The 26,996-nt window shown below is 74.4% G+C and carries 22 protein-coding genes; 11 read left to right on the forward strand and 11 right to left on the reverse strand.

Annotation, left to right across the window (positions count from 1 at the left end; genetic code table 11):
- The first annotated feature begins 39 nt into the window (after positions 1–39).
- A complete protein-coding gene (gene fxsA / locus OG534_RS30685; protein WP_326592359.1) occupies positions 40–621 on the forward strand; it encodes an FxsA family membrane protein in 582 nt (193 codons plus the stop codon).
- Positions 622–725: 104 nt separating this feature from the next.
- On the opposite strand, the gene OG534_RS30690 is transcribed toward fxsA, so the two are convergent.
- The 3 genes from OG534_RS30690 to OG534_RS30700 form a co-directional block, all read right to left on the reverse strand.
- On the reverse strand, positions 726–1,100 hold the full coding sequence (locus OG534_RS30690; RefSeq protein ID WP_007262928.1) for an RNA polymerase-binding protein RbpA: 375 nt from the start codon (positions 1,098–1,100) through the stop codon (positions 726–728).
- Positions 1,101–1,413: 313 nt separating this feature from the next.
- Positions 1,414–2,832, reverse strand: coding sequence for an MFS transporter (locus OG534_RS30695; RefSeq protein ID WP_326592367.1), 1,419 nt, complete (start codon positions 2,830–2,832; stop codon positions 1,414–1,416).
- A 69-nt stretch (positions 2,833–2,901) separates the two neighbouring features.
- Entirely contained in the window at positions 2,902–3,672 is a 771-nt protein-coding gene (locus OG534_RS30700) for a glycerophosphodiester phosphodiesterase family protein (RefSeq protein WP_326592369.1), read from the reverse strand.
- A gap of 226 nt (positions 3,673–3,898) precedes the next feature.
- On the opposite strand from OG534_RS30700, the gene OG534_RS30705 reads away from it, so the two are divergent.
- Positions 3,899–5,401, forward strand: a complete 1,503-nt coding sequence (locus OG534_RS30705; RefSeq protein WP_326592371.1) for an SCO1417 family MocR-like transcription factor — start codon at positions 3,899–3,901, stop codon at positions 5,399–5,401.
- Between the two features lie 46 nt (positions 5,402–5,447).
- On the opposite strand, the gene OG534_RS30710 is transcribed toward OG534_RS30705, so the two are convergent.
- Together OG534_RS30710 and OG534_RS30715 are read right to left on the reverse strand one after the other, a co-directional pair.
- Positions 5,448–7,079, reverse strand: a complete 1,632-nt coding sequence (locus OG534_RS30710; RefSeq protein WP_326592373.1) for an ATP-binding protein — start codon at positions 7,077–7,079, stop codon at positions 5,448–5,450.
- A 70-nt stretch (positions 7,080–7,149) separates the two neighbouring features.
- The gene (locus tag OG534_RS30715) at positions 7,150–7,344 is read right to left on the reverse strand and encodes a hypothetical protein (protein WP_007262923.1); all 195 of its coding nucleotides are present in this window, start codon (positions 7,342–7,344) and stop codon (positions 7,150–7,152) included.
- A 316-nt stretch (positions 7,345–7,660) separates the two neighbouring features.
- Between OG534_RS30715 and OG534_RS30720 the strand changes: the two genes are divergently transcribed.
- On the forward strand, positions 7,661–8,083 hold the full coding sequence (locus OG534_RS30720) for an ankyrin repeat domain-containing protein (RefSeq protein ID WP_326592376.1): 423 nt from the start codon (positions 7,661–7,663) through the stop codon (positions 8,081–8,083).
- A 342-nt stretch (positions 8,084–8,425) separates the two neighbouring features.
- Positions 8,426–9,826: a HEAT repeat domain-containing protein gene (locus OG534_RS30725; RefSeq protein ID WP_326592378.1), complete on the forward strand. Its 1,401-nt coding sequence runs from the start codon at positions 8,426–8,428 to the stop codon at positions 9,824–9,826.
- Positions 9,827–9,985: 159 nt separating this feature from the next.
- On the opposite strand, the gene OG534_RS30730 is transcribed toward OG534_RS30725, so the two are convergent.
- From OG534_RS30730 to OG534_RS30750, 5 genes are all read right to left on the reverse strand, one after another.
- The gene (locus tag OG534_RS30730; RefSeq protein WP_326592379.1) at positions 9,986–11,047 is read right to left on the reverse strand and encodes a hypothetical protein; all 1,062 of its coding nucleotides are present in this window, start codon (positions 11,045–11,047) and stop codon (positions 9,986–9,988) included.
- Positions 11,044–11,616, reverse strand: coding sequence for an RNA polymerase sigma factor (locus tag OG534_RS30735; RefSeq protein WP_326592380.1), 573 nt, complete (start codon positions 11,614–11,616; stop codon positions 11,044–11,046). Before OG534_RS30735 ends, OG534_RS30730 begins: the two co-directional genes overlap by 4 nt.
- A gap of 73 nt (positions 11,617–11,689) precedes the next feature.
- Positions 11,690–12,556 (reverse strand): biotin-dependent carboxyltransferase family protein, encoded by an 867-nt coding sequence (locus tag OG534_RS30740; RefSeq protein WP_326592381.1) that lies wholly within the window; start codon positions 12,554–12,556, stop codon positions 11,690–11,692.
- Complete coding sequence (locus OG534_RS30745) at positions 12,549–13,172, reverse strand: 5-oxoprolinase subunit B family protein (RefSeq protein WP_326592383.1); 624 nt, start codon at positions 13,170–13,172, stop codon at positions 12,549–12,551. The genes OG534_RS30740 and OG534_RS30745 overlap by 8 nt, the downstream gene beginning before the upstream one ends.
- Complete coding sequence (locus tag OG534_RS30750) at positions 13,169–13,957, reverse strand: LamB/YcsF family protein (protein ID WP_326593950.1); 789 nt, start codon at positions 13,955–13,957, stop codon at positions 13,169–13,171. The genes OG534_RS30745 and OG534_RS30750 overlap by 4 nt, the downstream gene beginning before the upstream one ends.
- A 115-nt stretch (positions 13,958–14,072) precedes the next feature.
- On the opposite strand from OG534_RS30750, the gene OG534_RS30755 reads away from it, so the two are divergent.
- The 3 genes from OG534_RS30755 to OG534_RS30765 all read left to right on the forward strand — a co-directional run bounded on the left by OG534_RS30755 (position 14,073) and on the right by OG534_RS30765 (position 21,635).
- Entirely contained in the window at positions 14,073–15,578 is a 1,506-nt protein-coding gene (locus OG534_RS30755) for a hypothetical protein (protein ID WP_326592384.1), read from the forward strand.
- Positions 15,579–15,975: 397 nt separating this feature from the next.
- A complete protein-coding gene (locus OG534_RS30760) occupies positions 15,976–16,875 on the forward strand; it encodes a hypothetical protein (protein ID WP_326592385.1) in 900 nt (299 codons plus the stop codon).
- 65 nt (positions 16,876–16,940) lie between these two features.
- On the forward strand, positions 16,941–21,635 hold the full coding sequence (locus OG534_RS30765; protein ID WP_326592386.1) for a hypothetical protein: 4,695 nt from the start codon (positions 16,941–16,943) through the stop codon (positions 21,633–21,635).
- 150 nt (positions 21,636–21,785) lie between these two features.
- Here OG534_RS30765 and OG534_RS30770 read toward each other — a convergent pair whose 3' ends face one another.
- On the reverse strand, positions 21,786–22,238 hold the full coding sequence (locus OG534_RS30770) for a hypothetical protein (protein ID WP_326592388.1): 453 nt from the start codon (positions 22,236–22,238) through the stop codon (positions 21,786–21,788).
- A gap of 422 nt (positions 22,239–22,660) precedes the next feature.
- On the opposite strand from OG534_RS30770, the gene OG534_RS30775 reads away from it, so the two are divergent.
- The 4 genes from OG534_RS30775 to OG534_RS30790 are packed head-to-tail and all read left to right on the forward strand — an operon-like array spanning position 22,661 to position 26,990.
- Complete coding sequence (locus tag OG534_RS30775; RefSeq protein ID WP_442807170.1) at positions 22,661–25,483, forward strand: nitrate- and nitrite sensing domain-containing protein; 2,823 nt, start codon at positions 22,661–22,663, stop codon at positions 25,481–25,483.
- Positions 25,480–25,920: a roadblock/LC7 domain-containing protein gene (locus tag OG534_RS30780; RefSeq protein ID WP_326592392.1), complete on the forward strand. Its 441-nt coding sequence runs from the start codon at positions 25,480–25,482 to the stop codon at positions 25,918–25,920. Before OG534_RS30775 ends, OG534_RS30780 begins: the two co-directional genes overlap by 4 nt.
- Positions 25,921–25,975: 55 nt before the next feature.
- Positions 25,976–26,383, forward strand: a complete 408-nt coding sequence (locus OG534_RS30785; protein ID WP_326593951.1) for a DUF742 domain-containing protein — start codon at positions 25,976–25,978, stop codon at positions 26,381–26,383.
- Positions 26,364–26,990 carry a GTP-binding protein gene (locus OG534_RS30790; protein WP_398566322.1) on the forward strand — a complete coding sequence of 209 codons (627 nt, stop codon included), beginning with the start codon at positions 26,364–26,366 and terminating at the stop codon, positions 26,988–26,990. Before OG534_RS30785 ends, OG534_RS30790 begins: the two co-directional genes overlap by 20 nt.
- The last annotated feature ends 6 nt before the right edge of the window (positions 26,991–26,996 follow it).

Below are 26,996 nucleotides of genomic sequence, written 5' to 3' on the forward strand. Positions count from 1 at the left end.
TGAGGACACTTTTACGCGGCCCCAGGCACACTGGTGGGTATGACGACCGGCGTTCCGACCTCGACGGCCCCCCGGCGGCGCTCGCCCGCCCGAACCTTCCTCCCCCTGGCGGTCGCCGCCTGGCTGATCCTGGAGATCTGGCTGCTCACGGTGGTCGCGGACGTGGCCGGCGGGCTGGCCGTGGCCGCGCTGCTCGCGGGCGGGATCGTCCTGGGCGCGGTGGTCATCAAACGGGCCGGGCGACGTGCCTTCAAGAACCTGTCGGACACCTTCCAGCAGGCTCAGCAGGGGCGGCAGCCCACCCCGCAGCAGCCCGGCCGGGGCAACGGCCTCACCATGCTGGCGGGCCTGCTCCTGATGATGCCGGGCCTGCTCTCCGACGTGGCGGGCCTGTTCCTGCTGCTCCCGCCCGTCCGGGCCTGGATCGGCCGCCGGGCGACCCGCTCGCTGGAGCGGAAGATGGCCTCGGCCCCCGCCGGCAGCTTCGGTGACGCCTTCCAGCAGGCACGCATCCACTACCCCGACGGCAAGGTCGTCCAGGGCGAGGTCATCCGCGACGAGGACCGGCCCGGGCGGCAGGACGGCCCGGACACGACGTACCGCCCGCCGCTGACGCCGTGACCCGCAGTCCGTAGCGCACCCCGCAGTCCGTAGCGCACGGGAAAGCCGAGGGGCCCCGCCACACTGTGTGGCGGGGCCCCTCGGCTTGTGTATCCGTCCGGCTGTCAGGCGGACTTGCGGCTGTCCCGCGGATGCACGGCAATGTTCATGGCGCCGGAACGAAGGACCGCAAGCCTTTCGGCCAGCACTTCCTCCAGCTCCTCGCGGGTGCGTCGCTCCATGAGCATGTCCCAGTGCGTTCGCGCAGGCTTGCCCTTCTTCTCTTCGGGCCCGTCCCCGTCCACCAGGAGTGCCATGGCGCCGCACGCCTTGCACTCCCACTCCGGCGGAATTTCTGCCTCAACCGAGAACGGCATCTCAAATCGATGTCCGTTCTGGCATGCGTACTCCACCGCCTGGCGCGGGGCCAGATCGATGCCGCGGTCCGTCTCGTAGCTGGTAACCACGAGGCGCGTACCGCGGAGAGCTCGCTCACTCATGAATCGTGCCTCCCGGGCTTGTCGCCCACAGGACAGGTGTCGCTGTCGTCGTCATCCGGTCAACGTCCGGTCGGCGGTATAGATTCCCGCTCCGGGTCATGCGTCGCCCGTCGTACCGCCCCTTGTTGTACCCACCAGTGCCCGTTTTGTCACATCTGGCAGCAGATGTCACCCAACGTCTAGAATTCTTTAGCGCGCAGTAACGGTCCGCCTGGCAGGCCAAAGGCGTACACTACCGGCCCTTTGCTTCAACGTCTAAATTCGTTCGGAATTCGTTCGCGGATCCGGGCCGGGCGCACGCTGGGACCCGCTCTCAGATCCGTTCCGGTACAGGATTGCCTGCCGCCTCCACCGCGCGCCGCACCGGCACTCGCGCCAGCAGCACGAATCCCAGTGCGAAGAAGACCACCAGCGAGATGATCGCGTCCCGGTAGCTCCCCGTGAGCTGGTAGGTCAGGCCGAAAACGAGGGGGCCCACCCAGCTCAGGCCGCGGTCGCTCATCTCGTACGCGGAGAAGTACTCGGCCTCCTTGCCCGCCGGCACCAGGTGCGAGAACAGCGAGCGCGACAGCGCCTGGCTGCCGCCGAGCACCAGTCCGATCATCGCGGCGAGCGCGAAGAACCACACCGGGGTCCGGGCCGGCAGGAAGTAGCCGGCCGCCAGCGTCACCGCCCATGCCGCGAGCGAGCCGAGGATCGTCCGCTTGGCTCCGTAGATCCGTGCGAGGCGGCCCATCCCCAGCGCACCGGCCACCGCCAGGACCTGTACCAGCAACACCGCGCCGATCAGGGTGGCCTGGTCCAGCTCCAGCTCCTCCGAGCCGTAGATGGAGGCCTGCGAGATCACCGTCTGCACGCCGTCGTTGTAGATCAGGTACGCCAGCAGGAACGACAGGGTCAGCGGGTAGCGCCGCATGTCCTTCAGGGTGGCGACGAGCTGCTTCCAGCCGTTGACGGGCTGGCCCGCCCCCGGCTCCCGGACCACGGCGCGGTCCCGCAGCCTGCGCAGCGGGATCAGCGCGAAGGCGCCCCACCACAGGCCCGCCGAGGCCAGGCAGATCCGTACCGCCATGCCCTCGGTGAGGCCGAAGGAGTCGTGGCCCATGTAGAGCACCAGGTTCATCACGAGCATCAGGGAGCCCGCGGTGTAGCCGAAGGCCCAGCCCCGCGAGGAGACGGTGTCCCGCTCGTCCGGAGTGGAGATCTGCGGCAGGTAGGCGTTGTAGAGCACCATCGAGACGGACAGCGAGGCGTTCGCCACGATCAGCAGCAGCCCGCCCAGCAGGTAGCGCTCACCGCCGAGGAAGAACATCCCGGCCGTCGCGGCGGCGCCCGTGTACGCGGCCGCCGCCAGCATGGGCTTCTTGCGGCCGGTCCGGTCGGCGATGGCCCCCACCAGCGGCATCATCAGGACGGCCAGGATCACCGAGGCCGAGACCGAGTAGGCGAAGAAGGACCCGGCCCGTACCGGGATGCCCAGCGGGTGCACGAAGCCCTCGGCGTCCGCGGCGGCCTTGGCCACCGAGGTCAGGTACGGCCCGAGGAACACCGTGAGGACACTCGCCGAGTACACCGAGACGGCGAAGTCGTAGAAGTACCAGCCCCGCTGCTCGCGCTTGCGCGCGGCCGCCTCGGCGGTGGTGGCCGCCGTGGCCTTCGTGGCCGCGGACGATCTCCCGTCCTCGGCCCCGGCTTCCGCTTCCTCGGTCTTCCTGCTGTCTTCCGCACCCACGTGGTGCCCCCCTCGCTGGTCCCCGTACCGCAGCGGCCGCCCGGCCCGCGCGGGGGCCCGAAGAGCGTGTCAGGCCCAGGCCCCGCGCCGGTCCAGCACCGTGCGCAAGATGTCGATCCGGTCGGTCATGATGCCATCGACACCCAGGTCGAGGAGAGCCTCCATACGTTCCGGTTCGTTCACGGTCCACACGTGGACCTGCAGACCCCGCTCGTGCGCGGTCCGTACGAACCGCCGGTCGACCACGCGGATGCCCGCCTGGGTCTCCGGAACCTGCGCCGCCACCGCGCCCACCCGCAGCGCCGCCGGGATCGCGTACGAGCGCAGCCGCAGGCCGACCACCCCGCGTACGCCGTAGGAGGTCGCCAGCCGGGGGCCGGCGATCTTCTGCGCGCGGGCCACGCGGCCCTCCGAGAAGGAGCCCACGCACACCCGGTCCCAGATCCCGGTCCGCGCGATCAGGTTGACGAGCGGGTGCAGGGCGGACTCGGCCTTGACGTCGATGTTCCAGCGGGCGTCCGGGAACTCCTCCAGCAGCTCCTCGAAGAGCGGCAGGGGCTCGGTGCCCGCCACGCGGGCCTCCCGGACCTGCTTCCAGGGCAGCGCGGCGATCCGGCCCCGGCCGTCGGTGACCCGGCCCAGGGTGGAGTCGTGGAAGGCGACGAGCTTCCCGTCGGCCGTGGCGTGCACATCGGTCTCGAAGTACCGGTAGCCCGCTTCGGCGGCCCGGCGGAAGGCGGCGGCGGTGTTCTCCAGCCCGTCCGCGGCGCCTCCCCGGTGTGCGAAGGGGATCGGAGCCGGGTGGTCCAGATACGGATGGCGAAGGCGTACGTGCGTCACGGCGGCAGTATCCCCCGTGGCGCGTGGGGACGGTGGTCCGCGAGGTGAATGGCGGACGGCGTCGCTCGCTTCCGTCACCCCGTCCCCGTGCCGGGGCGGCCCCACCGCGCACTCGCCCCTGGTGCAAGTGGACTGGCGCGTGGCAGTCTGTGACCGCAGACATCAATCCAATACCGGCCCGCGACGAGCACCGTCGAGGCCAATCCGACGAAGTGGACCGGACGTCATGGCCGAATGGACCTCAGCGGTCGGTGCCGCGCAGCTCGCCCGTCTGATCACCTCGCAGCAGGAGCGGACGGCCGTGCCCGGCGCCCGCAAGCCGCCCGCCTACCGCACCCTCGCCGACGGGATCCGCCTCCTCGTCCTCGAAGGCCGCGTCCCGGTCGCCGCCCGGCTCCCCGCCGAGCGGGAGCTGGCCGTCGCCCTCTCCCTCAGCCGCACCACCGTCGCCGCCGCGTACGAGGCCCTGCGCGGGGAGGGGTTCCTGGAGTCCCGCCGGGGCTCCGGCAGCTGGACCTCCGTCCCGGCCGGCAACCCGCTGCCCGCCCGCGGCCTGGAGCCGCTGCCGCCCGAGTCCCTCGGCTCGATGATCGACCTCGGCTGCGCCGCCCTGCCCGCCCCCGAGCCCTGGCTGACCAGGGCCGTGCAGGGCGCGCTGGAGGAGCTGCCGCCGTACGCGCACACGCACGGGGACTACCCGGCGGGCCTGCCCGCGCTGCGCCGGATGCTCGCCGACCGCTACACCGAGCAGGGCATCCCCACCATGCCCGAGCAGATCATGGTCACCACCGGCGCGATGGGCGCCATCGACGCCATCTGCAGCCTCTTCGCCGGCCGGGGGGAGCGGATCGCCGTCGAGTCCCCCTCCTACGCCAACATCCTCCAGCTCATGCGCGCCGCCGGGGTGCGCCTGGTCCCCGTCGCCATGGCCGACGGGCTCACCGGCTGGGACATGGACGTCTGGCGGCAGGTGCTGCGCGACTCGGCCCCGCGTCTCGCCTATGTCGTCGCCGACTTCCACAACCCGACCGGGGCGCTGGCCTCCGAGGAGCAGCGCCGCGCCATGGTGGAGGCCGCCCGGTCGGCCGGCACCGTCCTGGTCGCCGACGAGACCATGGTGGAGCTCCAGCTGGACCCCGAGCTCGCCATGCCCCGGCCGGTCTGTTCCTTCGACCCGTCCGGCAGCACGGTGATCACCGTGGGCTCCGCCAGCAAGGCCTTCTGGGCGGGCATGCGGATCGGCTGGGTCCGCGCCGCTCCCGACGTGATCCGCAGCCTGGTCGCCGCGCGCGCCTACGCCGACCTGGGCACGCCCGTGCTGGAACAGCTCGCGGTGAACTGGCTGATGCGGACCGGGGGCTGGCAGGAGGCCGTCGGGATCCGCCGGGATCAGGCTCGGGAGAACCGCGACGCGCTGGTCGCGGCGGTGCGCCGGGAGCTGCCGGACTGGGAGTTCGAGGTCCCCCGCGGCGGTCTGACCCTGTGGGCCCGCGCGGGCGGGCTGTCCGGATCGCGGCTGGCCGAGGTGGGGGAGCGGGTCGGCGTACGGGTCCCCTCCGGGCCGCGGTTCGGGGTGGACGGGGCCTTCGAGGGGTACGTGCGGCTGCCGTTCACCGTGGGCGGGCCGGTGGCCGATGAGGCCGCCTCCCGGCTGGCGGCGGCGGCCCGGCTCGTGGGTACGGGTGCGGGCGGCAGCGGCGCGGAGCCCCCGCGCACGTTCGTGGCGTAGGACCGGGGCCCACTCCGGCCCCGGCGCTGCCGGTTCCCCGCCGGGGTCACGGTGCCTCCGCGGGCACCTCCGGAGCCTCCGAGGCGTCAAGGGCGGAGCCCTGCGCGGGCGGCTGACCCTGGAGCGGCCTCGCCGTGCCCTGGCCGGTGCTGCCGCTGCCCGCGCCCGGCGCCGCCCGCTCCGGCAGGAGTTCCATCACGGCCTGGCGGTACGCCGGGTGCGTGGCCTCGTCGTACGGGTCCGGGGTCGCGGGCACCTGCAACCGGTGCACGGGACCCGTGCCCAGCCGGGCGTAGCCGCGGCCCGGCGGCACGTGGGGCGTCGGGGTGGTGTGCGGCGGCAGCCCCAGGACGTCGGCGATCTGCTGGATCGCGGCGGGCCCGAGCACGATCCGGGCGCGGGTGTGCTGCCAGACGGCGTCGTTCAGGAGTTCCAGGTGGTCGAACTGCTCGGCCACCACCACCGTGACGTGCGCGGGCCGCCCGTGCCGCAGCGGCACCTGCAGCTGGGCCAGCGGGTCGGGGCCCCCTTCGGCGATCGCGAGGTGGGCCAGCACGCTCGGCTGGTCCAGCAGGATCCACAGCGGGCGCCGGGTGTCCTCGGGCGCCGGCCGCCCGCCCTCGCGGGCCCGGTGGGTGGCGATGAGCCGCCGCTCGGTCTCCTGCGCGGCCCACTCCAGGGTGGCCTGCGCCCCGGTCGGCCCGCATTCCACGGCGATGACCCCGCTGCGCCCGGACAGACAGGCGTACTCCCCGCTGCCGCCGCCGTCCACGACCAGGACCTCGCCCCCGTGCCGCAGGGCCTGCAGGGCGACGGAGCGGAGCAGGGTGGAGGTGCCGCTGCCGGGCTGGCCGACGGCCAGCAGGTGCGGTTCGGTGGAGCGGGGCCCGGTGCGCCAGATCACCGGCGGCACGTCGCGGGGCTCGTCGCCCTCCACGACGGGCAGGGTGCGCTGCACGCTGCCGGTGTCCGTGAAGCCGAGCACGGTCTCGCCGGGCGAGGTGACGAACGGCTGGGCGGCGATGCCCGTCGGCAACGCCGCCAGCACCCTCAGGTCGAGCTGGTTGCCCTCCTCGTCCCAGTCGAAGAGATACTCCCGTCCGCGCCCGGACTTGGCGTGCAGCAGTGCCTCGATCCGGGCCCGTGAGGCGGCCTCGCCATCGGTGAAGTAGGCCGGGTAGCGGATGTGGAGCCGGGTGACGCGGCCCGCCTCGTCGAACTCGTAGCCGCTGAAGGCCTTGTCCCAGTCGCCGCCGTGGGCGAAGAGCGGACTCGGATCCTCCGGGATGGAGAAGTACGGCACGAGGGCTTCGTAGAGGGAGCCGAGCCGTTCGGCCTCGGCTTCGCTGGGCCCGGTCTTCACCGGGGTGCGGTCGCGCCCCTGCCAGGCCGCCGCCGCCATGAGCGTGATCAGGGCGAGGAGCGGGCCGTAGGGGACGAGTGCGACCACGAGGACGCAGGCGGCCCCCAGGAACAGCGCGGGACCACGCTTGTCCTTGGGGGTCTCGGACCATCTGCGCCGCCCGGCCGAGGCCAGGATGCGCAGGCCGCGTCCGATGGTGAGGAGCGGATGGAGGACGTCCGTGGCGGTGTCGGCGGCCGTGCGAGCGAGGTCGCGGCCCCGGACCAGCGACGCGGTGCCGCTGCTGAGGATGCGGGGAAGTGGGCGCCGGGCCACGGGCGTCTCCTGGAGTTGTGGGTGTGACGGGTGTTTCGGGTGCTGCTGGTGTCTCTGCGCGATGGCCGGGCTAGAGCTTGATCCCGCCGAGGAGGCTCGCGAGGCTCGCGGTGCTCGCCGTGATGCTCGGGGCGATGGCGGAGCCGGCGAGGAAGAAGCCGAAGAGCGCGCAGACGAACGCGTGCGTCAGCTTCATCCCGTCCTTCTTGAAGAAGAGGAAGCAGATGATGCCGAGCAGGACTACGCCTGAGATGGACAGGACCATGAGGGGTTCTCCTGGTTGGTGGGGACAGTCACCATCAGTTGTTCCAGGCTCACAGGAAGTATCAATGCGACAAAAGGTGCATACGGGTGAATTCAGAGGTTTTTCACTTGACCGGCTCACCCCGGCTGGCGCGTCCGGCGCGCAGGGGGTCGAGGCTGATCCTTGCCTCGGCCCGACCCGGACATGTGCAGGCCAGGGCGCTACCCTGGCGATTCACCCGTACGGACGCAGCGCCGTGCACCCCCCTGCCCGCCCGGCCCGGGGCCGGGTCTTCGGGGCGGGTCATGTCAGCACCGAGTGAAAGGCGGTACGAACGATGAGCGAGCACGCCGCAGAAGGCCCCGCTTCCCAGGACGGCCCCGACGAGGACGTCATCGAACTGGCCACCAAGATCTTCGACCTGGCCCGCCAGGGCGAGACCGAGACGCTCACCGCCTACCTCGACGCCGGTGTCCCCGCGAACCTCACCAACGACCGCGGCGACACCCTCGTCATGCTCGCCGCCTACCACGGCCACGCCGACGCCGTGTCGGCCCTGCTGGCCCGCGGCGCCGAGGCCGACCGTGCCAACGACCGCGGCCAGACCCCGCTCGCCGGAGCGGTCTTCAAGGGCGAGGAGGCCGTCATCCGCGCGCTGCTCGCCGGAGGGGCCGACCCGAAGGCCGGCACCCCCTCCGCCGTGGACACGGCGCGCATGTTCGCCAAGGCCGACCTGCTGGAACTTTTCGGAGCCGAGTAGTCCGTTTTTGCCGGGCATCTGGCCGGGCCCGTCCGGGTCCCGACCTCACAGGTTGATCACGGCGGCCGTAAATGTGGTCGCGGTGCACAAACCGGCTGGGTCATCATGGCGTCGGATTCGATTCGCGAGCACGGGGGACGGGCAGGAGCGGGCAGGACACGAAGGGTGTCCCGGCCCGGGCCTGCGCAACCGGCTACCCATGATCACGAAGCACCGACGAGAGTGAGAAGGCAATGGTCTACATCGAGCGGAACATGACGGCGGACGTCCTCACATGCTGTTACGCGGCCCTGTGAATCCCGATTCCCGGTTGCGTCCCCAGCTTGATTTGAGGCCATTCCCATGTTCGAACCAGTCATAGCGCCGAGCGGCACCCTGCTCGGGCTCCTCCAGCGGGGCCGTGGCGACGGCACGCTGCACGCACTCGCGGCACCCAGGGCGGAGGCCCTCGAGGCCCTCGACCAGTGCGTGCTCCGCGACCCGCGCCAGGACTGGCAGGTCGAGAACCGCTCCCTGTACTACGCCCGGCTGTACCTGGACCTCGCCGGTCCCCTGGGCGAGATCGAGGCCCACCTCTTCAGCCCCGACGACCTTGTCGACGAAGAGGACCACCGGACGGGCCTCGCCCTGTCCGTCCTGGGCCACCTGGCCTCGTACGGCCGCGACGACGCGCTCATGCTGCTGCGCCGGTACGCCGCCTCCGGGGCGAACTGGGCCTGGGCCCTCGACGAGCTGGCCCTGCGCGACGACGACGAGGGGCTGCGGTCCCTGGCCGCACCCGTGCTCGCCCGCTTCCCCGCCACGGCGGAGGGCGAGGCGCGGCTGGCCGCCGCCGTCCGCGACGCCTACGAGCCCCGGCCCTGGTGCCTGTGGGAGGAGTCGCCGCAGTACGGGGAGCGCCTGCGCGCCGCCCGTCAGCAGGGCTCCTTCGACCGCTGGCAGCGTCAGCTCACCCCGAGCGGCCCCCGGCCCGGCTGGGGCGTCCAGGCCGTCTTCGACTGGGCCGCCGACGGCCTGAGCCGCGGCACGCCCCTGCACGTCCCCGCCGCCAGATGCCTGGCCGCCGTGGCGGCGCCCGAGGACCGCGCCGCGATCCTCGCGGCCGCCGCCGGCGCCTCCGGCGAGGCGGCCCGCGCCACGGCCCTGCACCACCTGGTCCTCGCCGAACCGGACAACCCGGCCGTGCTGGACCTCATCGAAGCCGCCGCCGACGAGCCCGCCGTGGCCGCCTACGAGCGCATGTGCGGCCCTGAGGCCGTCGAACGGGCCCGGCGCTGGATCCACCGCCCCGACGCCCTGGGCGCGGCAGCCGCGGCCATCCTGGCCGCCCGCGGCGGAGCCGAGGACGCGGCCCTGGTCCTGGGCGCCCTGCGCTCCACGGTCCGCGGCTCGGGCCCCGACACCCGGCTCCTGTTCGCCCTGGTGGACGGGGCGGGCCGCCTCGCCATCGCCTGCGCGGCCCCCGTACTGCGCCACGTCTACCGCGAGACGGCCTCGTCCCACCTGCGCGGCCGGGCCGCGCGGGCCCTCGCCAGCACGGACCCCTCCTTCGCGGCGGGCTTCGCGGTCGAATGCCTCTGGGACTGCGAGGAGACCACCCGCGAGGTGGCGGCCCGGCACGCGGAGACGGCCGACGCCCGCGTGGCACCCCGGCTGCGGCACCTGGCGGCCGACCCCGCCGAGGAAGAGGACGTCCAGTCCGCGGTACGCAGCCGCATCGACGCCCCGGAGTCGGCCGTGTAGGACCCTTCGGGGAGGCGATCCCCGGAACCCGGGCTCCGCGGTGGCGGGCCCGGGCGCGGGGAACGGCGGGGAACGCCCGTCGGGCGGAGCGCGTGCCGGCTCGCGCACGCGCGTCCGCCCCGGCCCTCCTGGGGCCGGGGCGGACGGCGGAGTCCGGTCCTACCGCGAGGACGTGCCGGCCGGCGGTGCGACCGGGACGCCCTGCTGCTCCTTGAGCTTGTCCTGCAGCTCCGCGTTCATCCTGGCCCGCTCCTCGTCGCTCGGGGAGAAGTCGATCTCGCAGGGCGTGACCTTCGACGTCTCCTTCACGCCGTACCCGACGCTCGCGTGAGGGCTCGACGGGTTCGCCGGCTTGGTGAACACGAGCGTGTACCCCGGCGGGACCGTCCTCGAGTTGATCTTCAGCGTGTCCCTCCCGAAGCCCAGCTCGGCCTCGGGGTCGGCCTGCGTACCGCGGTACCCGCCACCCATGTGCGTGCACTCCGACGCGGGCTTCTTCTCGACCAACGCGACCCTGACCCCCTGCGCCTGGAGCCTTTGCACCAGCGCGGGCAGTTCGGCAGGCGTCGGCACGGCGACCTCGATCGTCTTGCCGGGGTCCTTCGGGGGCTCGGAGCGTGCTTTCAGCGCTTCGTCCAGGCCCTCGGAGTAGTCGACCGCGCAGGACGGGACCTTGGAGGTCTCGACCACACCGATGCCGACCCCCCGCGCACCCAGCGGGTGGTAGTCCGCCCACGTGAACATGAGCGTGTGGCCCGGCGGGACCGTCTTCGCGTTGACCTTGAGGACGAAGTCGTCATCGCCGCGCTGCAGGACCTCGGCCTCGGGATCGGCCTGCGGACCGCGGCCCCCGCCGCCGGGCTCGGAGCACTGGGACGGCGGCCGCTTCGGGACCAGGGCGACCTGGACCCCCAGGGCCTTGAGCCGGTCCACCAGGGCCGGGATCTGGTCGTTCTTGGGCAGGCCGAACCGGAGTGATCCGTCCGGATCCTTCTTGATCTCGGGCGCGGCACTCGGCGATCCGGCCGGCAGCGGGCCGTTGCGGGTGCTGCCGGGCAGCGCCATGACGGTGACCACGGATGCCGTGGCGACGCCCACCGCGAGGGGGACGCCGTAGCGCCGGGCGAAGGACCGGGCGGGGGCCGCGGGCGGGACCTCGGGGAGGCGGGCCAGGAGCGCGGCCTTCAGCCGGTCCTCGAAGCCGCTGGGCCGGGTGCTCATCGGGCTACCTCCAACTGGTGTTCGGTGACGGAGCCCGGGCCGCGCAGGGCGCGCCGGGCCCGGTGCAGGCGGACGCGGATCGTCGCCTGGGTGACGCCGAGGGCCTGTGCGGCCTCGGCCGGGGTGAGCTGGTCGAGCACGACCAGGTCGAGGGCGGCGCGCAGCGGCTCGGACAGGGCGGCGTGGCGCTCGGCCAGGTCGCGGAAGGCCCGCTCGGCGTCGATGCGCTCCTCCAGCGCGGCGACGTCCTCCTCGTCGAGGAGCCGGCGCCCGCTCAGCCGCGCCAGCGCGCCGCTCTCGCGGGCCAGTCCGCGGGCGTGGCCCGACAGGACGTTGCGGGCTATCCCGAACAGCCAGGCGATCGGCGCTCCCCTGCTGGGCCGATAGCCGGAGGCCGAGCCCATCGCGGCGAGGAAGATGTCGGCCGTCAGATCCGCCGCCAGGTGCGGGTCGGCGACCCGTCGGGTGACGAACCCGAGCACCGCGTCGATGTGTTCCTCGTAGAACGCGCCGAACCCCTCGGGCGTGGTGAGATCCGGCGGTCCGGTCTCGTGTCGTGGGCTGCGCACCCGGTTCCTCCCCTGCGTGGGGGACCCGGCCGGCCCCCTCACTCCGTACTTGGCCGCAGCCCCCTCGAACGTTTCATCGGGCCCTCGTGAACCGCACCGGGATCCCGGGCCGGGCCTGCGCCGCCGCGTCCAGGGCCGGGCCCGGCGGGACCACGCCCACCACCGGGTAGCCGCCCGTCACGGGATGGTCGGCCAGGAACACCACCGGCAGGCCGTCCGGGGGGACTTGGACCGCGCCCAGCACCATGCCCTCGCTCGGCAGCTCGCCCGCCCGGCTCCGGACCAGCGGGGCCCCCGCCTCGGTGCGCAGGCCGATGCGGTTGGACCGCGCCGACACCCGGAACGCCGAACGCCACAGCCCGGACAGGGAGTCTCCGGTGAACCAGTCCGCCCGGGGGCCGAGGCGGAGCGGGAGCAGCAGTTCCGCGGGCGCCCCGGGCAGGCCGCAGGCGTCCGCCCCCGGGGCCGGGTCCGGCCCGGCGGGCCCCACCGGCAGCGGCATCCCGGCCGACAGGACCGGCGGGCCCAGGCCCGACAACAGGTCCGTGGAGCGACTGCCCAGGACCGGCGGGACGGCCAGGCCGCCCCGCACCGCGACGTAGCCGCGCAGCCCGGACTCCGCCCGGCCCACCTCGAGCTCCGCCCCGGCCGGGAGCCTGACCGGAGCCCCCCAGGCCACCGGGCGACCGGAGATCCGTACCGAACAGGGCGCGCCCGTGACCGCCACCGTCGTCGCGGCGAGAGCCCGGAGCCCGACCCCGTCGAGGGTCGTCTCCAGCGCCGCCGCGTCCGGAGGGTTGCCGAGCAGCCGGTTGGCCAGCGCGTACGCCGCCGTGTCCAGCGCTCCCGAGCGGGGGACCCCCAGGTGCGCGTACCCCGGGCGCCCCCGGTCCTGGACCGTGGTCAGCGCCCCCGGCCGCACGACGAGCAGCTCAGCCACGGCCGCCGCCCTCCGTGAACCGCACCCGGACCCCCGGCGCGAACAGCGCCGCCGGTTCGCGCCCCGGATCCCAGAGCACCGCGTCCGTGGAGCCGATCAGCTGCCAGCCGCCGGGGGAGGAGCGCGGGTACACCCCCGCGTACTCGCCGGCGAGGGCCAGCGAACCCGCCGGGACGGCCGTGCGGGGCGTGTCCCGGCGGGGCAGGTGGAAGCGCTCCGCGAGCCCCGTCAGATAGCCGAAGCCGGGGGCGAAACCGCAGAAGGCCACCCGGAAGACGGTGCCGCCGACGATCCCCGCGACCTCCTGCGGGCACACCCCCCACCGCTCGGCCACCTCCTCCAGGTCCGGCCCGTCGTACCGCACCGGGACGCTGACCAGCGGCCCTTCGGTCTCCGCGAGCGGGGGCACCTCCCACCGCGCGATCCGGGCGCCGAGCGCGGCCGGGTCCCGTACCCCGTCCAGCAGCACGGTCCGCGCCGCCGGCACGAGGTCGCGTACGGCGCCCAGCTCGCCGGCGTCCCGCCGCCGCAGCAGTTCGGCGTGGAGCGCGGCCACCTCCGCGGCCGAGTCGAGCTCGATCAGCAGCGCTTCGCCGCCCACCACGAGGGTCCTCACGCGAAGGCCTCCACCCGGACCCCGGCCGCGCCCAGCGCCTCGCGGACCCGCCGGGCGAGCCCGGCCGCCCCCGGGGTGTCCCCGTGCAGGCACAGCGAGCGGGCGGCGACGCGTACCTGCGACCCGTCGGCCGCCGCCACCGCCCCCTCGGCCGCCATCCGCACGGCCCGCGCGACCACCGCGTCCGGGTCGTGCAGCACCGATCCCGGCTCGCCGCGCGGCACGAGCGTCCCGGCCGGGGTGTAGGCGCGGTCGGCGAAGGCCTCCGGTACGGGCGCCAGCCCGGCTTCGTCGGCGGCCGCCAGCAGCAGTGACCCGGGCAGCCCCAGCACCGGCAGGCCGCCCGTGGCACCGGACCCGGCCGCCAGCCGGACGCCCGCGACCACGGCGCCGGCCTGGTCGGCGTCGTGCACGGTGCGGTTGTAGAGCGCACCGTGCGGTTTCACGTACGACACCCGGGAGCCGGCCGCCCGCGCGAACACCTCCAGCGCACCGATCTGGTAGGCCACCTCGTCCGCCAGCTCGCCCGCGGGCACGTCCATGGAGCGCCGCCCGAAGCCGGCCAGGTCGCGGTAGGAGACCTGCGCGCCGATCCGTACGCCCCGCTCGGCGGCCAGTTCGCAGACCCGGCGCATGATGGACGGGTCCCCGGCGTGGAAGCCGCAGGCCACGTTCGCGCTCGTCACCACGGAGAGCAGGGCCTCGTCGTCGGTGAGCGTCCAGCGCCCGAAGCCCTCGCCGAGGTCGGCGTTGAGGTCGATCGCCGCCGCCGGAGGTGTGATCATGGAAGCCATGCGGTGAGCGTAGAACAGCGGGCGGGCCGTCCTCCCGACCGCGGGGACGATCCGCCCGAACCATGCCGTTTGGGTTGTTGTCCGTGACAGCGCCTACTCTTTGTCCGTGACTCTCCCCGCCCCGGCGAAGACCCTTCCGTCCCCGGCGCCGGGCCCGGCCGCCGACGAGGGCCTGGCCCGGCGGCTGCGCGCCCTCGCCTGCACCGCCCCGTTGCACGACCTCGACGTACGCAAGGCCAATCTGGCGGGCGAGTACGGGATCTACGCGATGGCGGAGGTCGCGCTGGCCGCGATCGACCTGGTCACGCTCAACATGGACTTCGACACCGGCGCCGACCACGAGCAGATAGTGGCCAGGCTGCTGCCGCGCGTCGCGGCCCAGGCCCCGTCCCGCCCGGTGGCCGAGCACGAGCGGGTGGCCCGCTGGGTGCTGGAGAACCTGATCAACGTCGGCAGCGTCGACCGCGGCTTCCGCGCGATCTACGGCACCTTCGGCCCGGACGGGGTGTACGTCCGCCGGGACTACGACTTCAAGCTGATCGAAGAGGTCCCCGGCCACGGCGGCGTGGTCTACCTGCGCACCACCGACGAGGCCGTCAACGTGCTGGTCGGAGCCCTGGACACCGACGTCACGAGCGCCCAGATCGCCGCCGAGGTCAAGCTGGAGGTGCTGATCAGCCGCGGGCGGCTGGCGGACGCCCAGCTGGCCGCCGAACAGGCCCGCTACCGGACCGTCCAGTACGCCGAGACCCTGCGCCGGACCCTGGACGCCACCCGGCGCAACGTCCGCGCGGTGGACTGGCTCCAGGCCGTTCCCGACATGATCGCCGAGGCCCTCGACCACGTCGCCGACCGCTACCGCCACGAGAACGCGATCCTGACCAACATCCGCAAGGCGCGCGACGAGGCGGAGGAGCCGGAGAACAAGCGCCGCGCGGCCGAGCTCGTCGACATCGTCAAGGACTGCATCCGCCGTCACACCCAGCTCCAGTCCCGGCTGCTGGACGCGGGCCCGCTGTTCCGCGCCGAGCAGGACCGCCAGGCCTTCGCGGCCCCGGCGCCGCGCTCCGGCATCGACCTGTACGGCCAGCTCGTCGCCCCGCTCCTGCCGCTGCCCCTGGAGCAGGCACGCCGGGTGACCGGCGCCTTCTTCGCCGCCGGCGCCGGGCTGCGCACGCCCGTCTCGGTACGGGTGTCCGACCTGGTCGAGATCCTGCTCACCCCGCCCGTGGAGCGTGAGCACCTCGGCGCCGAGATGCCCGAGCCGGACCTCATCGCCACCCCGGACGACAGCCGCTTCAGCGAGGAGCAGCTCGCCGCCGCGATGCAGCTCCTCGACCTCCCGCACGACGCCCCGCGCCGGCTGTCCGGGCTCCTCGCGGAGGCCCGCCGCAGCGATCCGGACCTGCCGTACCTGGTGGCCCTGCTGGCCGTCCACGCGGCGAGCCCGGCCGTCGGCACGGCGTACCGCCAGGGGGAGGAGCGCCTGCTCTTCGCGGTGGACGACGGCACGCAGCTGGACGACCCCGAGTTCGGCGGCGCCGACCTCATCGTCGGCACCGCCCTCCTGGACGCCGCCGGCATGGCCGCCGACCGCGCGGAGGCGGCATGACCACGCGTGCCCTGACCGGCCCAGCCTGGACGCGGCCGAATTCAGCCTCGCCGGCGCCAAGCCCGGGCCTGCCTGGACCGATCCCAGCTTCGCCGGGGCCAGCTTCAGCCTCGCCGGCGTTTGAGGCGCGGGTCCGGGCAGAGCCCGGTGCCCGGCGGAGCCGGGTTTCCCGGGGCGCCGCCCCAGCCCCCGCGCCTCAAACGCCGGCGAGGCTTAAAGAGCGGGGCGCCGCCCCGGACCCCGCGCCTCAAACGCCGGCGAGGCTGAAGCTGGCCGAGCCGCTGCCGACGTGCCCGCGCGGCACGAGGCACACCGGCAGGGCCGAATCGGGCGGAGCCGCCGCCAGGGACACCTGCACCCGCACCCGAACCACCCGCACCGCCGAGGAGACCCACCCGTGAGCGACCACCACGCCGAGCACCCCGCGTGGAGCGAGCCCGCGGCTCCCGCCACCCCCGTCGCGGCCGCGAACCCCGCGGTGACCCCCGCCGACGCCGCCGACGCGGCCCGGCTCGTCGCCTTCGGGCTGCAGCCCAAGCTGCTCCCCGCCCGTGACGCCGAGTACGCCGAGCTGCTCCGCCGCTACCGCGAGGACCCCGCCTTCGGCCGCCTCGCCGACGCCGTCGCCACCGGCCTCGGCCTGATCGTCCTGGAGGTCTCGCCGCGCGCCGGCATGGCCGTGGCCGCCGGCGAGGACTCCGTCTTCGCCGTCCGGATGGGCGACTACGCCCGCCGCACCGCCGCCGACTCCGCGGACCGCTTCCTGCACGGCCTGGCCCACCTGGCCGTCGCAGCCCTCGCGTTCCCGCGCCCCGAGGACCTCGCCGACGACGGCTACATCGGCCGCATCACCGTCAACGGCGTCGACGCCTTCGTCCGGCAGACCTGCCGCCGCTTGGAGGAGCGCGCCGAGGAACTCGGCGAGAACACCGACCCGGCCTCGGACGCCCCCGGCCTGGAGGCCGCCTGGCGCGTCTACGCCCGCCGCAGCGCGACCGGCGCCACCAAGGACGCCCGCCGCCTCGCCGGCTCCACCACCGGCATCGTCGGCAAGGCCGCCGCCTTCCTCACCGAATCCGGTTTCCTCCAGCGCACCGGCGACGAGTCCGGCGGCACCTACCGCACCACCCCCCGCTACCAGCTCCAGGTCCGCGACATGGCGGGCAGCGCGGCCATGGCCGAGCTCCTGGAACTCGGCGTGGTCCCCGTCAGCGACGGCTCCGCCACCCTCCTGCCGCCGCCCGAGGGCGACGACCTGGACCTGGCCGCCGACGCCGGACTCCCGTTCCACGCCTGATCCTCGGCCCGAGCCCCGATCCCCGTACGTCCCGCCTCACCCAGACACCACGAGAGTCCGCCGCCATGTACGAGCTGTCCCGGATCCGCCTCTACTCCATCGGGCCCGCCGGTGCGCGCTACGCCGACACCGTGCTCGACCTGCGCGGAGTCGGCGAGCCGGTGCCCCACCCGGCGCCGACCCAGGCGGAGTTCTTCGAGGACGAGCCCACCGGCCCGCCGCGCCGCCCCGCGCCCGCCGGCGTGCTCTTCCTGGAGAACGGCGGCGGCAAGTCCGTCCTGCTCAAGCTGATCTTCTCGGTGATGCTCCCCGGCCACCGCAACACCCTCGGCGGCGCCAGCTCCGGCGTGCTGCGCAAGTTCCTGCTCGCCGACGACTGCGGCCACGTCGCCCTGGAGTGGCAGCACACCCAGACCGGCGAGTGCGTGGTCGTCGGCAAGGTCAGCGAATGGCGCGGCCGCCAGGTCTCCAACGACCCCCGCAAGTTCGCCGAGGCCTGGTACTCCTTCCGCCCCGGCCCGGGCCTGAGCCTCGACAGCCTGCCGGTCGCCGAGGCCACCGCCGTGCGCGCGCCCGTCGAAGGCGCCTCCGGCGCCCAGGGCCGCCGCCGCACCATGAAGGGCTTCCGCGACGCCCTCACCGAGGCCGGCAAGGCGTACCCGCACCTCGAGGTGTACTTCGAGGAGATCCACGACCGCTGGAACGAGCACCTCACCGAACTCGGCCTTGACCCCGAACTCTTCCGCTACCAGCGCGAGATGAACGCCGACGAGGGCGAGGCGGCCGGCCTCTTCGCGGTCAAGAAGGACTCCGACTTCACCGACCTCCTGCTGCGCGCCGTCACCGACACCCGCGACACGGACGGCCTCGCCGACCTCGTCCACGGCTTCGGCAACAAACTCGGCCGCCGCGCCGAGCTGATGGCCGAACGCGACTTCACCGCCGGCTCGGTGGACCTGCTCACCCGGATCGTCGAGGCCGCCCAGGCCCGTTCCCGGCTGCGCGACGTCCACGCGGGCGCGGAACGCCGTACGCGCACCCTCGCCCGGCGGCTGTCCGGCCGCGCCGCCGAGGAGCGCGGCCGGGCCGCCGACCTCGCCCAGCGGGTCACCGGCGCCGCCCACGAGGTCACCGCCGCCGAGTCCGCCCGCACCCGCAGCGCCGCCGTCTCCGCCGAACTCGCCTACCGGCACGCCTCGCTGGCCCTGACCGTCGCCGACAAGGCCGCCGCCGCGCAGCGCCGCGAGCTCCTCGAAGCCCGCACGCTGCACTCCGCCTGGCAGGCCGCCGAGATCGTGCTGCGCCACCGTGCCGCCGCCGACCGCTCCGCCCGCGTCGCCGCCGCGATCCTGGAGGCCGAGCGGGACGCCGCCCCGGCGCTGGCCGCCCGCGCCACGGCCGCCGGCGAGCTCGTACGGGCCCTGCACACGGCCGCCGAGCACGGCGAGCGGCTCGCCAACGAGGAGGAGGAGCGTTCCGCCGCCCTCCAGGCCACCGGCGAGGACTCCCACCGCGACGCCACCGCCGCCGCCACGGCCGCCCAGCGGGCCCGCAGCGAGGCCGAGCACCTCCGCTCGCGCCTGGCCGAGGTCCAGCAGGAGACCGCCGAGGCCGTCCGGGCCGGCTGGCTCGACGACACCGCCCCCGACGCCGACCCGGCCCGCGCGGCGCTCGCCGCCACCGACGCCGAGAAGACCGCCGTGGCAGCCTGGGACGAGTCCCGGGAAGCCGCGCGCGCCGCCGCCGAAGCCTCCCGCGAAGCCGCCGCGGCGGAATCCCGCGCCGAACTCACCGCCGCCCGCGCGGCCGACGCCGCAGACGCCGCCGAGGCGGCCCACGACGCCGAGCACCGCGCCGCCGCCTCCCTTGCCGCAGCCCCCCGCCTGGCGGCCCTCCTGGGCCTCCCGGACGCCCGGGAATCGGCCCCGGCACCGTTCCCGCACCCGCGCTCCGGCGACGGCCCGGCCGCGCCCGCCGGCGTCGGCTCCGCGGCGCCGGGCGCGGCCCAGGCCCCCGCCCCGGCGGCCGGCGGGCTCACCGTCGAGGACCTCGACCGCAACGCCGACGACCTGCGCCGCATGCTGACCGACGGCGTCACCTCCGCCGAACGCCAGCTGTTCGAGCTGCGCACCGCCGCCGCCGACGACGCCCGCATCCTCGGCGCGCTCGGCGACGGCGGCCTGCTGCCGCCCGGCCCCGACGTCCTCGCCACCGTCGAGTACCTCGGCGAACACGGCATCCCGGCCCTGCCCGGCTGGCGCTACCTCGCCCAGTCCGTGGACCCCGCCGACCACGCGGCCGTCCTCTCCGCCCGCCCCGAACTCGTCGACGGCGTCGTCATCACCGACCCCGACACCCACGGCCGGGCCCGCGAGGTCCTCTCCGGCGCGGCCCTGCTGCCCCGCTCCACCGTCGCCGTCGGCACGGCCGCGGCCCTGCTGGCCCCCCTGCCCCCGGATCACGGCGACACGGCCGTCGCCGACATCTTCATCGTCTCGCCGAACCCGGCCATGCACGACGAGCACGCCGCCGACGAGGAGCGGCAGGCGCTGCGCGCCCGGGCCGGCGCCCGCGACACCGAGATCCGCGACCTCGCCGCCCGCCTCGCCGGTGACCGCGAGCTCGCCGCCCGCCTGGCGTCCTGGCGCACCGGCTGCCCGCCCGGCCGCCTCACCGAGCTCGCCGAGCAGGCCGCGGCCGCCCGGATGTTCGCCGAGGAGACCGACGCCGAGCTCGCGGAGGCCCGTACCGTACGCGCCGAGGCCGACGAGGCCGCCGCCGACGCCGCCCGCGTCCGCGAGGAGCGCCAAGACCACGCCCAGCGCGTCCGCCGAGCCGCCGACGCCCTCGCCGGGCTCGCCTTCCGGCTGCGCGAGCGCGCCGGCTGGCAGGCCCGGCTCCGCGAACTCGCCGACGACGCCGCCGAGTCCGAGGCCCGCGCCGAGGTCTGCCTGGACCGGGCCCGCGCCGCCGACGAGGACCGCCGCGCCGCCCAGCGCGCCGCCGACGACGCCCGCCGCACCGCCCGTGCCCTGCGCGCCGAGCGTGCCGAGATCGCCGGCGCCCCCGACCAGCTGCCCGAGGGTGACGGCGGCCCGCGCGCACCCCTGCCCGACCTGCGCGAGGCCTACCGCGCGGCCTCCCAGCTCTACGAGAAGGTCGGCGTCGGCGCCGACCTGCGCGCCGAACAGGCCCGCGCCGAGAGCGACGAGAGCGCCGCCCTGGCCGAACTCGACCGCCTCACCAACAAGGTCCGTACCCGCGCCGCCCAGCTCCTCGAGGGCACCGACGGTGCCGACGGCCCCTCCCGGCAGGCCGCGGCGGCCCGCGCCGAGTCCCTCGTACAGATGCTGGAGACTCGCGCGTCCACCGCCAGCGAGCAGCTCGGCCGGCTGCGCGGCGAGGCCGAACGGCACGCCCCCGCCGAGGGCGAGGCGCACACCGAGCTGCCCGAGGAACTGATCCCCGGGGACGTCGAGCAGGCCCAGGCCCTGCTGCGCACCGCCACCGCCCAGCTCGCCGCCCACTCCGCGGCCGTGGAGGGCGCCCGGGCCGCCCACGCGGACCTGCTGCGCGCCCACCGCACCGCCGAGGACGGCGCCGGCGGCTTCGACGAGACCGCGGCGCTGCTGCGCGACCTGCTCCGCGACCACACCCACCAGGACGACGAGCAGGAGCCGGTGGCCCACGCGGGCACCCTGGAGGAGGCCCGCCAGTCGGCCACCGAGGCCCGCCGCTCCCTGCGCGGCTGCGCGGCCGACCTCTCGGCCGCCGAGTCCGCGGTGCGCGAGGCGAGCGACATCCTGGTCCGGCACGCCAACGCCACCCGCTACGAGCAGGTACGCACCCCCGCGCGCCAGCAGATCCGCGAACTGCCCGCCTCCGCCCTGCCCGAGCACGCGGCGGCCTGGGCCACGGCCTTCGCCCCCCGGCTGCGCGTCCTCACCGACGAACTGGCGCAGCTGGAGCGCAACCGCGACAGCATCGTCGACCGCCTGCGCGGCCTCGTCGAATCGGCCCTGGCCACGCTCCGCTCCGCGCAGCGCCTCTCCCAGCTGCCGGAAGGCCTCGGCGAATGGTCGGGCCAGGAGTTCCTGCGGATCCGCTTCGAGGAGCCGGACCAGGCCACGCTCACCGAGCGGCTCGGCGAGGTCATCGACGAGGCGACCCGTGCGGCCGTGAAGAAGAACAGCAGCGCCTCCTTCGGCGAGGGCCGCCGCGACGGCATGTCCCTGCTGCTGAGGGGTGTCCAGGCGGCCCTCGAACCCAAGGGCATCGCCGTGGAGATCCTCAAGCCGGACGCGGTGCTGCGCGCCGAGCGGGTGCCGGTGGGGCAGATGGGCGACGTGTTCTCCGGCGGGCAGCTGCTCACCGCCGCGATCGCGCTGTACTGCACGATGGCCGCGCTGCGCAGCAACGACCGGGGCCGCGACAAGCACCGCCACGCGGGCACGCTGTTCCTCGACAACCCGATCGGCCGCGCGAACGCCACGTACCTGCTGGAGCTGCAGCGGGCCGTCTCCGACGCGCTCGGCGTCCAGCTGCTCTACACGACCGGCCTGTTCGACACCACGGCCCTCGCCGAGTTCCCGCTGGTGATCCGCCTGCGCAACGACGCGGACCTGCGGGCGGGCCTGAAGTACATCAGCGTCGAGGAGCACCTCCGCCCCGGTCTGCCGCAGCAGTCCCCGGACGAGGAGACCATCCACGGCGAGATCACGGCGACCCGCATGTTCCGCCGCAGCGCAGTCACCTCCTGACGCGAGCCCCGCGCCGCCCCCCCGCACGGGGTGGAGGGCGCGCGGGCGGAGGGTGTGGGCGCCATGGGCGGATCGGCGCAGGGGTGCCCTCCACGGGCGCCGTCCGGCGTCGCCGCGCCCGCTGGGAGTCGTCGGGCGGCCCGGTGCCGGTCAGCGGCGGCCGAAGCCTGCGAGGGGGCCGTCCTCGCGGGATATGCGGGCCGGGGCGGCCTTCCGGGCCGCCCGTTCGGCCGCGGCGGTCCGGCGTGCCTCGCGGCGGCGGGCGCGCGCCGTGCTGCTCGGCTCCGACAGGACCCCGTAGCGCTGGTTCCACGCCTGCCGGGTGATCAGCACGTCCAGCACGCCCCACGTGGCCACGATCGTCCCCGCGACCGCGCCGAGCGCCATCGGGAAGGCGAGCCAGGACGTGGTCAGCGTCAGGAAGAACGTGATCGTCGCCTGGGTCAGGGTGACGGCCACGATCAACACCGCCCGCACCGCGGAGCTCCGCACCGGATCGGGCATCCGGCGCCGCCGGGCCGGCTCCTCCACCCACAGCCCCCGCCCGGCATCCGCCGCCGCACCCGCACCCGAGCCCGCTCCGCCGCTCTCGTATCGGTCCATGGTCCGCTCACTCCCCACCGCGCGGTCCGCCGTGCTTCCCCATCACGTCTACCCCGGCGTGATCCCTTGAACAGACAGACGTCCGACGGCGCCGAGAGATTCCCGCATCACGGACACCTCCACCGGCGGAAATGATCGCGGAACGAATAATTCCAGCCATCCATCAGGTTGCGGGAATCGACGCCTCACCAAGTGTCATCTGCCACATATCGGGCCGGTCTTGACCGGATGTGTCGGACAACTGGCGATCTTCGCACGGGGGTCCGGCCGAAAACGTCCGGACACGCCTTCGAACCTACTCCACAGCAGTAGTAGGCTCACGCCGTTTAAATGACGGAACACTGACCCCCGGTAACGGGGTTGAGCTGGGGGAGGCTGGGGAGGCCATGCGCTTTCGCGGGAAATCCATCCGCCGGAAGATCGTGGCGTTGCTCCTTGTGCCGCTCGTCTCCCTGACCGCCCTCTGGGGCTTCGCCACGGTCATCACCGGCCGTGAGGCGATCCAACTCTTCGACGTGGCCTACATCATCGACAAGGTCGGCTACCCCATCGAGGACGCCGCCCGCGTGATCCAGAAGGAACGGCGCCAGACCCTCGTCGTCCTCGGCGACCCCCGGGCGTCCACCGCCACGGCCGAACTCGCCAAGCGCCGCGCCGAAACCGACCTGGTCGTCGAGAAGATCAGCGTGAGCGCCCGCGACGCCAAGGTCGTCGACGAACTGAGCCCGCAGAGCGCCCACCGCCTGCGCTCGATCGTCTCCGCCTTCCAGGGCATCGGCTCCATGCGCCGCGCCGTGGACCAGAACGCCCTCGACCCCACCCAGGCCCTGGAGCTCTACAACCGCCTGGTCGACCCCTGCTACGACTTCCTGATGAACCTCCACGGCCTGGACAACGTGGAGGTCGACAAGGAGGGCCGCGCCCTCGTCGGCATCAGCCGCGCCCGCGAGCTGCTCTCCCGCGAGGACGCCGTCGTCGCCTCCGCGCTCGCCGCGCGCAACATCACCGCCCCCGACGTCCGCCGCGTCTCCGACTTCGCCGCGAAGCGCACGCTGCTCTACGAGTTCAACCTCGTGACCCTCCCCGCCGAGGACCGGGAGCTCTTCGAGGAGTACTGGAAGGCGCCCGAGAGCCAGCCCCTGCGCGACGCCGAGGAGCGGTTCATCGCCGGCGGCGCGGTCAACAAGCCGCGCAACCTCACCGCCGCCCAGTGGGACGAGGCCGCGGCCAGGGTCCTCGACGACCTGGCCGCCATGAACACCGAGTCCGGCGACCGCTACCAGCAGCGCATCGAGCCGGTCGCCATGGACGTCATGATCCAGGCCGCCGCCGCCGGCATCCTCGGCTTCATCGCCCTGACCGTGTCCCTGATCCTCTCCGTCCGCATCGGCCGCGACCTCGTCCGCGACCTGTCGCGGCTGCGCAAGGAGGCCCACGAGGCCTCCGGCGTCCGCCTGCCCGGCGTGATGCGCCGCCTCGCCGCGGGCGAGCACGTGGACGTGGAGACCGAGGCACCCCACCTCGAGTACGAGAAGGACGAGGTCGGCCAGGTCGGCCAGGCCCTCAACACCCTCCAGCGCGCCGCCGTCGAGGCCGCCGTCAAGCAGGCCGACCTGCGCCGCGGCGTCTCCGAGGTGTTCGTCAACCTGGCCCGCCGCAACCAGGTGCTGCTGCACCGCCAGCTGACCCTCCTCGACACCATGGAACGCCGTACCGAGGACACCGAGGAGCTGGCCGACCTCTTCCGCCTCGACCACATGACCACCCGCATGCGCCGCCACGCCGAGGGCCTGGTGATCCTCTCCGGCGCCGCACCCTCCCGCCAGTGGCGCAAGCCCGTCCAGCTGATGGACGTCGTACGGGCCGCCGTCGCCGAGGTCGAGGACTACGAGCGCATCGAGGTGCGCCGCCTCACCCGCCTGGGCATCGTCGGCCCCGCCGTCGCCGACGTCACCCACCTCATCGCCGAACTCCTGGAGAACGCCACCGTGTTCTCACCGCCGCACACCGCGGTCCAGGTGCACGGCGAGCGCGTGGCGAACGGTTTCACCCTGGAGATCCACGACCGCGGCCTCGGCATGACCCCGGAGGCGCTGCTCGACGCGAACCTCCGGCTCGCCGAGACCCCCGAGTTCGAGCTCTCCGACACCGACCGGCTCGGCCTCTTCGTCGTCAGCCGCCTCGCGCAGCGCCATAGCGTCAAGGTGGTCCTCCAGCCCAGCCCGTACGGGGGCACCACCGCGGTGGTCTTCCTCCCGGTGGCCCTGCTGACCGAGGCTCCCGAGACCAACGGCACGGGCGTACGGCTCGACGGCCCCCGGGCCGCCGACAAGTCCGCCCGCCCCGGACGGCCCGCCCCGCAGGGCCAGCCCGGCCGGATACCGGCCGAACGGCTGACCCCGGCGGCCATGGAGCGCGCGCACGCCGGCCGCTCGCTGCCGGCCGGCGACCTGCGCGGCCCGGTCGAGCTGGAAGCCCCGCTCGTCGGCCGCGGCCTGGACGGCCTGGACGACCCCGTCGTCCTGGACGAGGCCCCCACCGGGATCAACGGCCGCGGCGCCGCCCGCCCGGTCATGGCGACCCTCGACGACGAGACCCCGCCGAACGGCACCCCGCGCAGCGCCCTGCTGGGCCTGCGCCCGGCGGACCGGCCGCACACCGACCGGCACGCCGAGCGCAACGGCTCCCGCAAGGGCGAACGCGACGGCGAGTCGCAGACCCCGGGCGGCCCGGTCCGGCTGGACGCCCCGCGCAGGGACACTCCGCGCAGGGACACTCCGCACAGGGACACTCCGCACAGGGAGGCCCCGCGCCCCGACGGCCCCCGCTCCCCGGGCGCCGTACCGCTGCCGCGCCGCCGTCCCGCGCCGACCCTGGTCGCCGAGCACGGCCGCCGCGTGGAGCCCCGCCCGGTGTCAGCGGTCCCGCAGCCCGCCTCCGGCTCCGCGGCCGGATCCGACGACACGGACGCCGCGCCCGGCCCCGTCATCGGCGGACTGCCCCGCCGGGTCCGCCAGGCCAGCCTGGCGCCCCAGCTCAAGAACGCCCCGTCGTCCGCACCCGCCGACGCCGCCCCCGACCAGGCGGCCGACCGCGATGCGGATGACGTACGCACGCGCATGTCCGCACTCCAGCGTGGCTGGACGGCGGGCCGCAACCAGCACGCACAGCAGCAGACCGAGACCGGGGCAGGCACATCCGCCGCCGGCGGTCCCGCGAACGAGAACGAGGGGGACGGTCGATGACCGCACCGCAGACCGGCAGCAACGACACCAGGGGCCGCGGCTCCGGCCCGCTCAACTGGCTCCTCGACGAGCTGGTCGACCGGGTGGGTTCCATCCGCAAGGCGGTGGTGCTCTCCGGCGACGGCCTGCCCACCGGCAGCTCCAAGGACCTGACCCGTGAGGACAGCGAGCACCTGGCGGCGGTGGCCTCCGGCTTCCACAGCCTGGCCAAGGGCGTCGGCCGGCACTTCGAGTCCGGCCGGGTCCGTCAGACCGTGGTCGAGCTCGACGAGGCCTTCCTGTTCGTCATGGCCGCGGGCGACGGCAGCTGCCTGGCCGTACTGGCCGACGCCGACTCCGACGTCGGGCAGGTCGCGTACGAGATGACCCTGATGGTCAAGCGAGTGGGCGACCACCTGGCGACCGCCCCGCGCACCGGGCTGCCAGCCGGAGGGTGAGTCGTACGGCATGAGCGATCCAGGCCAGGACCATCCCGCCGACACACCCGACGGCATGCCCGTCGACCCGTTCCTCCCTGCCTTAGACCACGCGCACTGGTTCGACGACGATGCGGGTCCCGTTGTACGCCCGTACGCGATGACCCGCGGCCGGACCAGCCACGCGGGCCAGCACCGCCTCGACCTGATCGCGCTCGTCGTCGCCGAAGCGGCGGCAGCCGATCCGGTCTGGGACATGACCCTCTCTCCGGAACACGCCCACATCCTCGGGCTGTGCCGGGGCCGACCACAGTCGGTCGCCGAACTCGCGGCCGACCTCGACCTCGCGGTCGGGGTCGTCCGTGTCCTGATCGGCGACCTGGTCGACGAGGAACTGGTCCATGTGACCAGGCCGGTACCCCCGGCCGAACTGCCCGATGAATCCATTCTGCGTGAGGTGATCGATGGCCTTCGGGCGCTTTAGCCGCACCGGTGCCATGCACGCGGTGTCGCCGGTCGAACCGCTGACCTTGAAGATCCTGGTCGCGGGCGGCTTCGGGGTGGGCAAAACCACCCTGGTCAGTGCGGTGAGCGAGATCAGACCGCTGCGGACCGAGGAACGGCTCTCCGAGCCGGGCGTCGGTGTCGACGACACCGGGGGAGTGGAGGGCAAGAGCACCACGACGGTGGCCATGGACTTCGGGCGCATCACGCTCCGCGAGGACCTGGTGCTGTACCTGTTCGGCACGCCCGGGCAGGACCGCTTCTGGTTCCTGTGGGACGAGCTGGCCCAGGGCTCGCTCGGCGCGGTGGTCCTCGCGGACACCCGCCGCCTCGCCGACTGCTTCGCCGCCATCGACTACTTCGAGCGGCGCTCGATCCCGTTCGTCGTCGCGGTCAACTGCTTCGACGGCGCGGACCGGCACCCCGTGATGACCGTACGGACGGCACTCGACCTCGATCCGGGGGTTCCGGTGCTGCTGTGCGACGCGCGGGACCGGGAATCCGTGAAGGACGTGCTGGTGGGGGTCGTGGAACACGCGATGTCCCTGGCCCGCGAACGGCGCCGGAGCCTCTCGGCGGGGGCCTGACACCGC

This window comes from Streptomyces sp. NBC_01294, assembly GCF_035917235.1.
Taxonomy (GTDB): Bacteria; Actinomycetota; Actinomycetes; order Streptomycetales; family Streptomycetaceae; genus Streptomyces; species Streptomyces caledonius.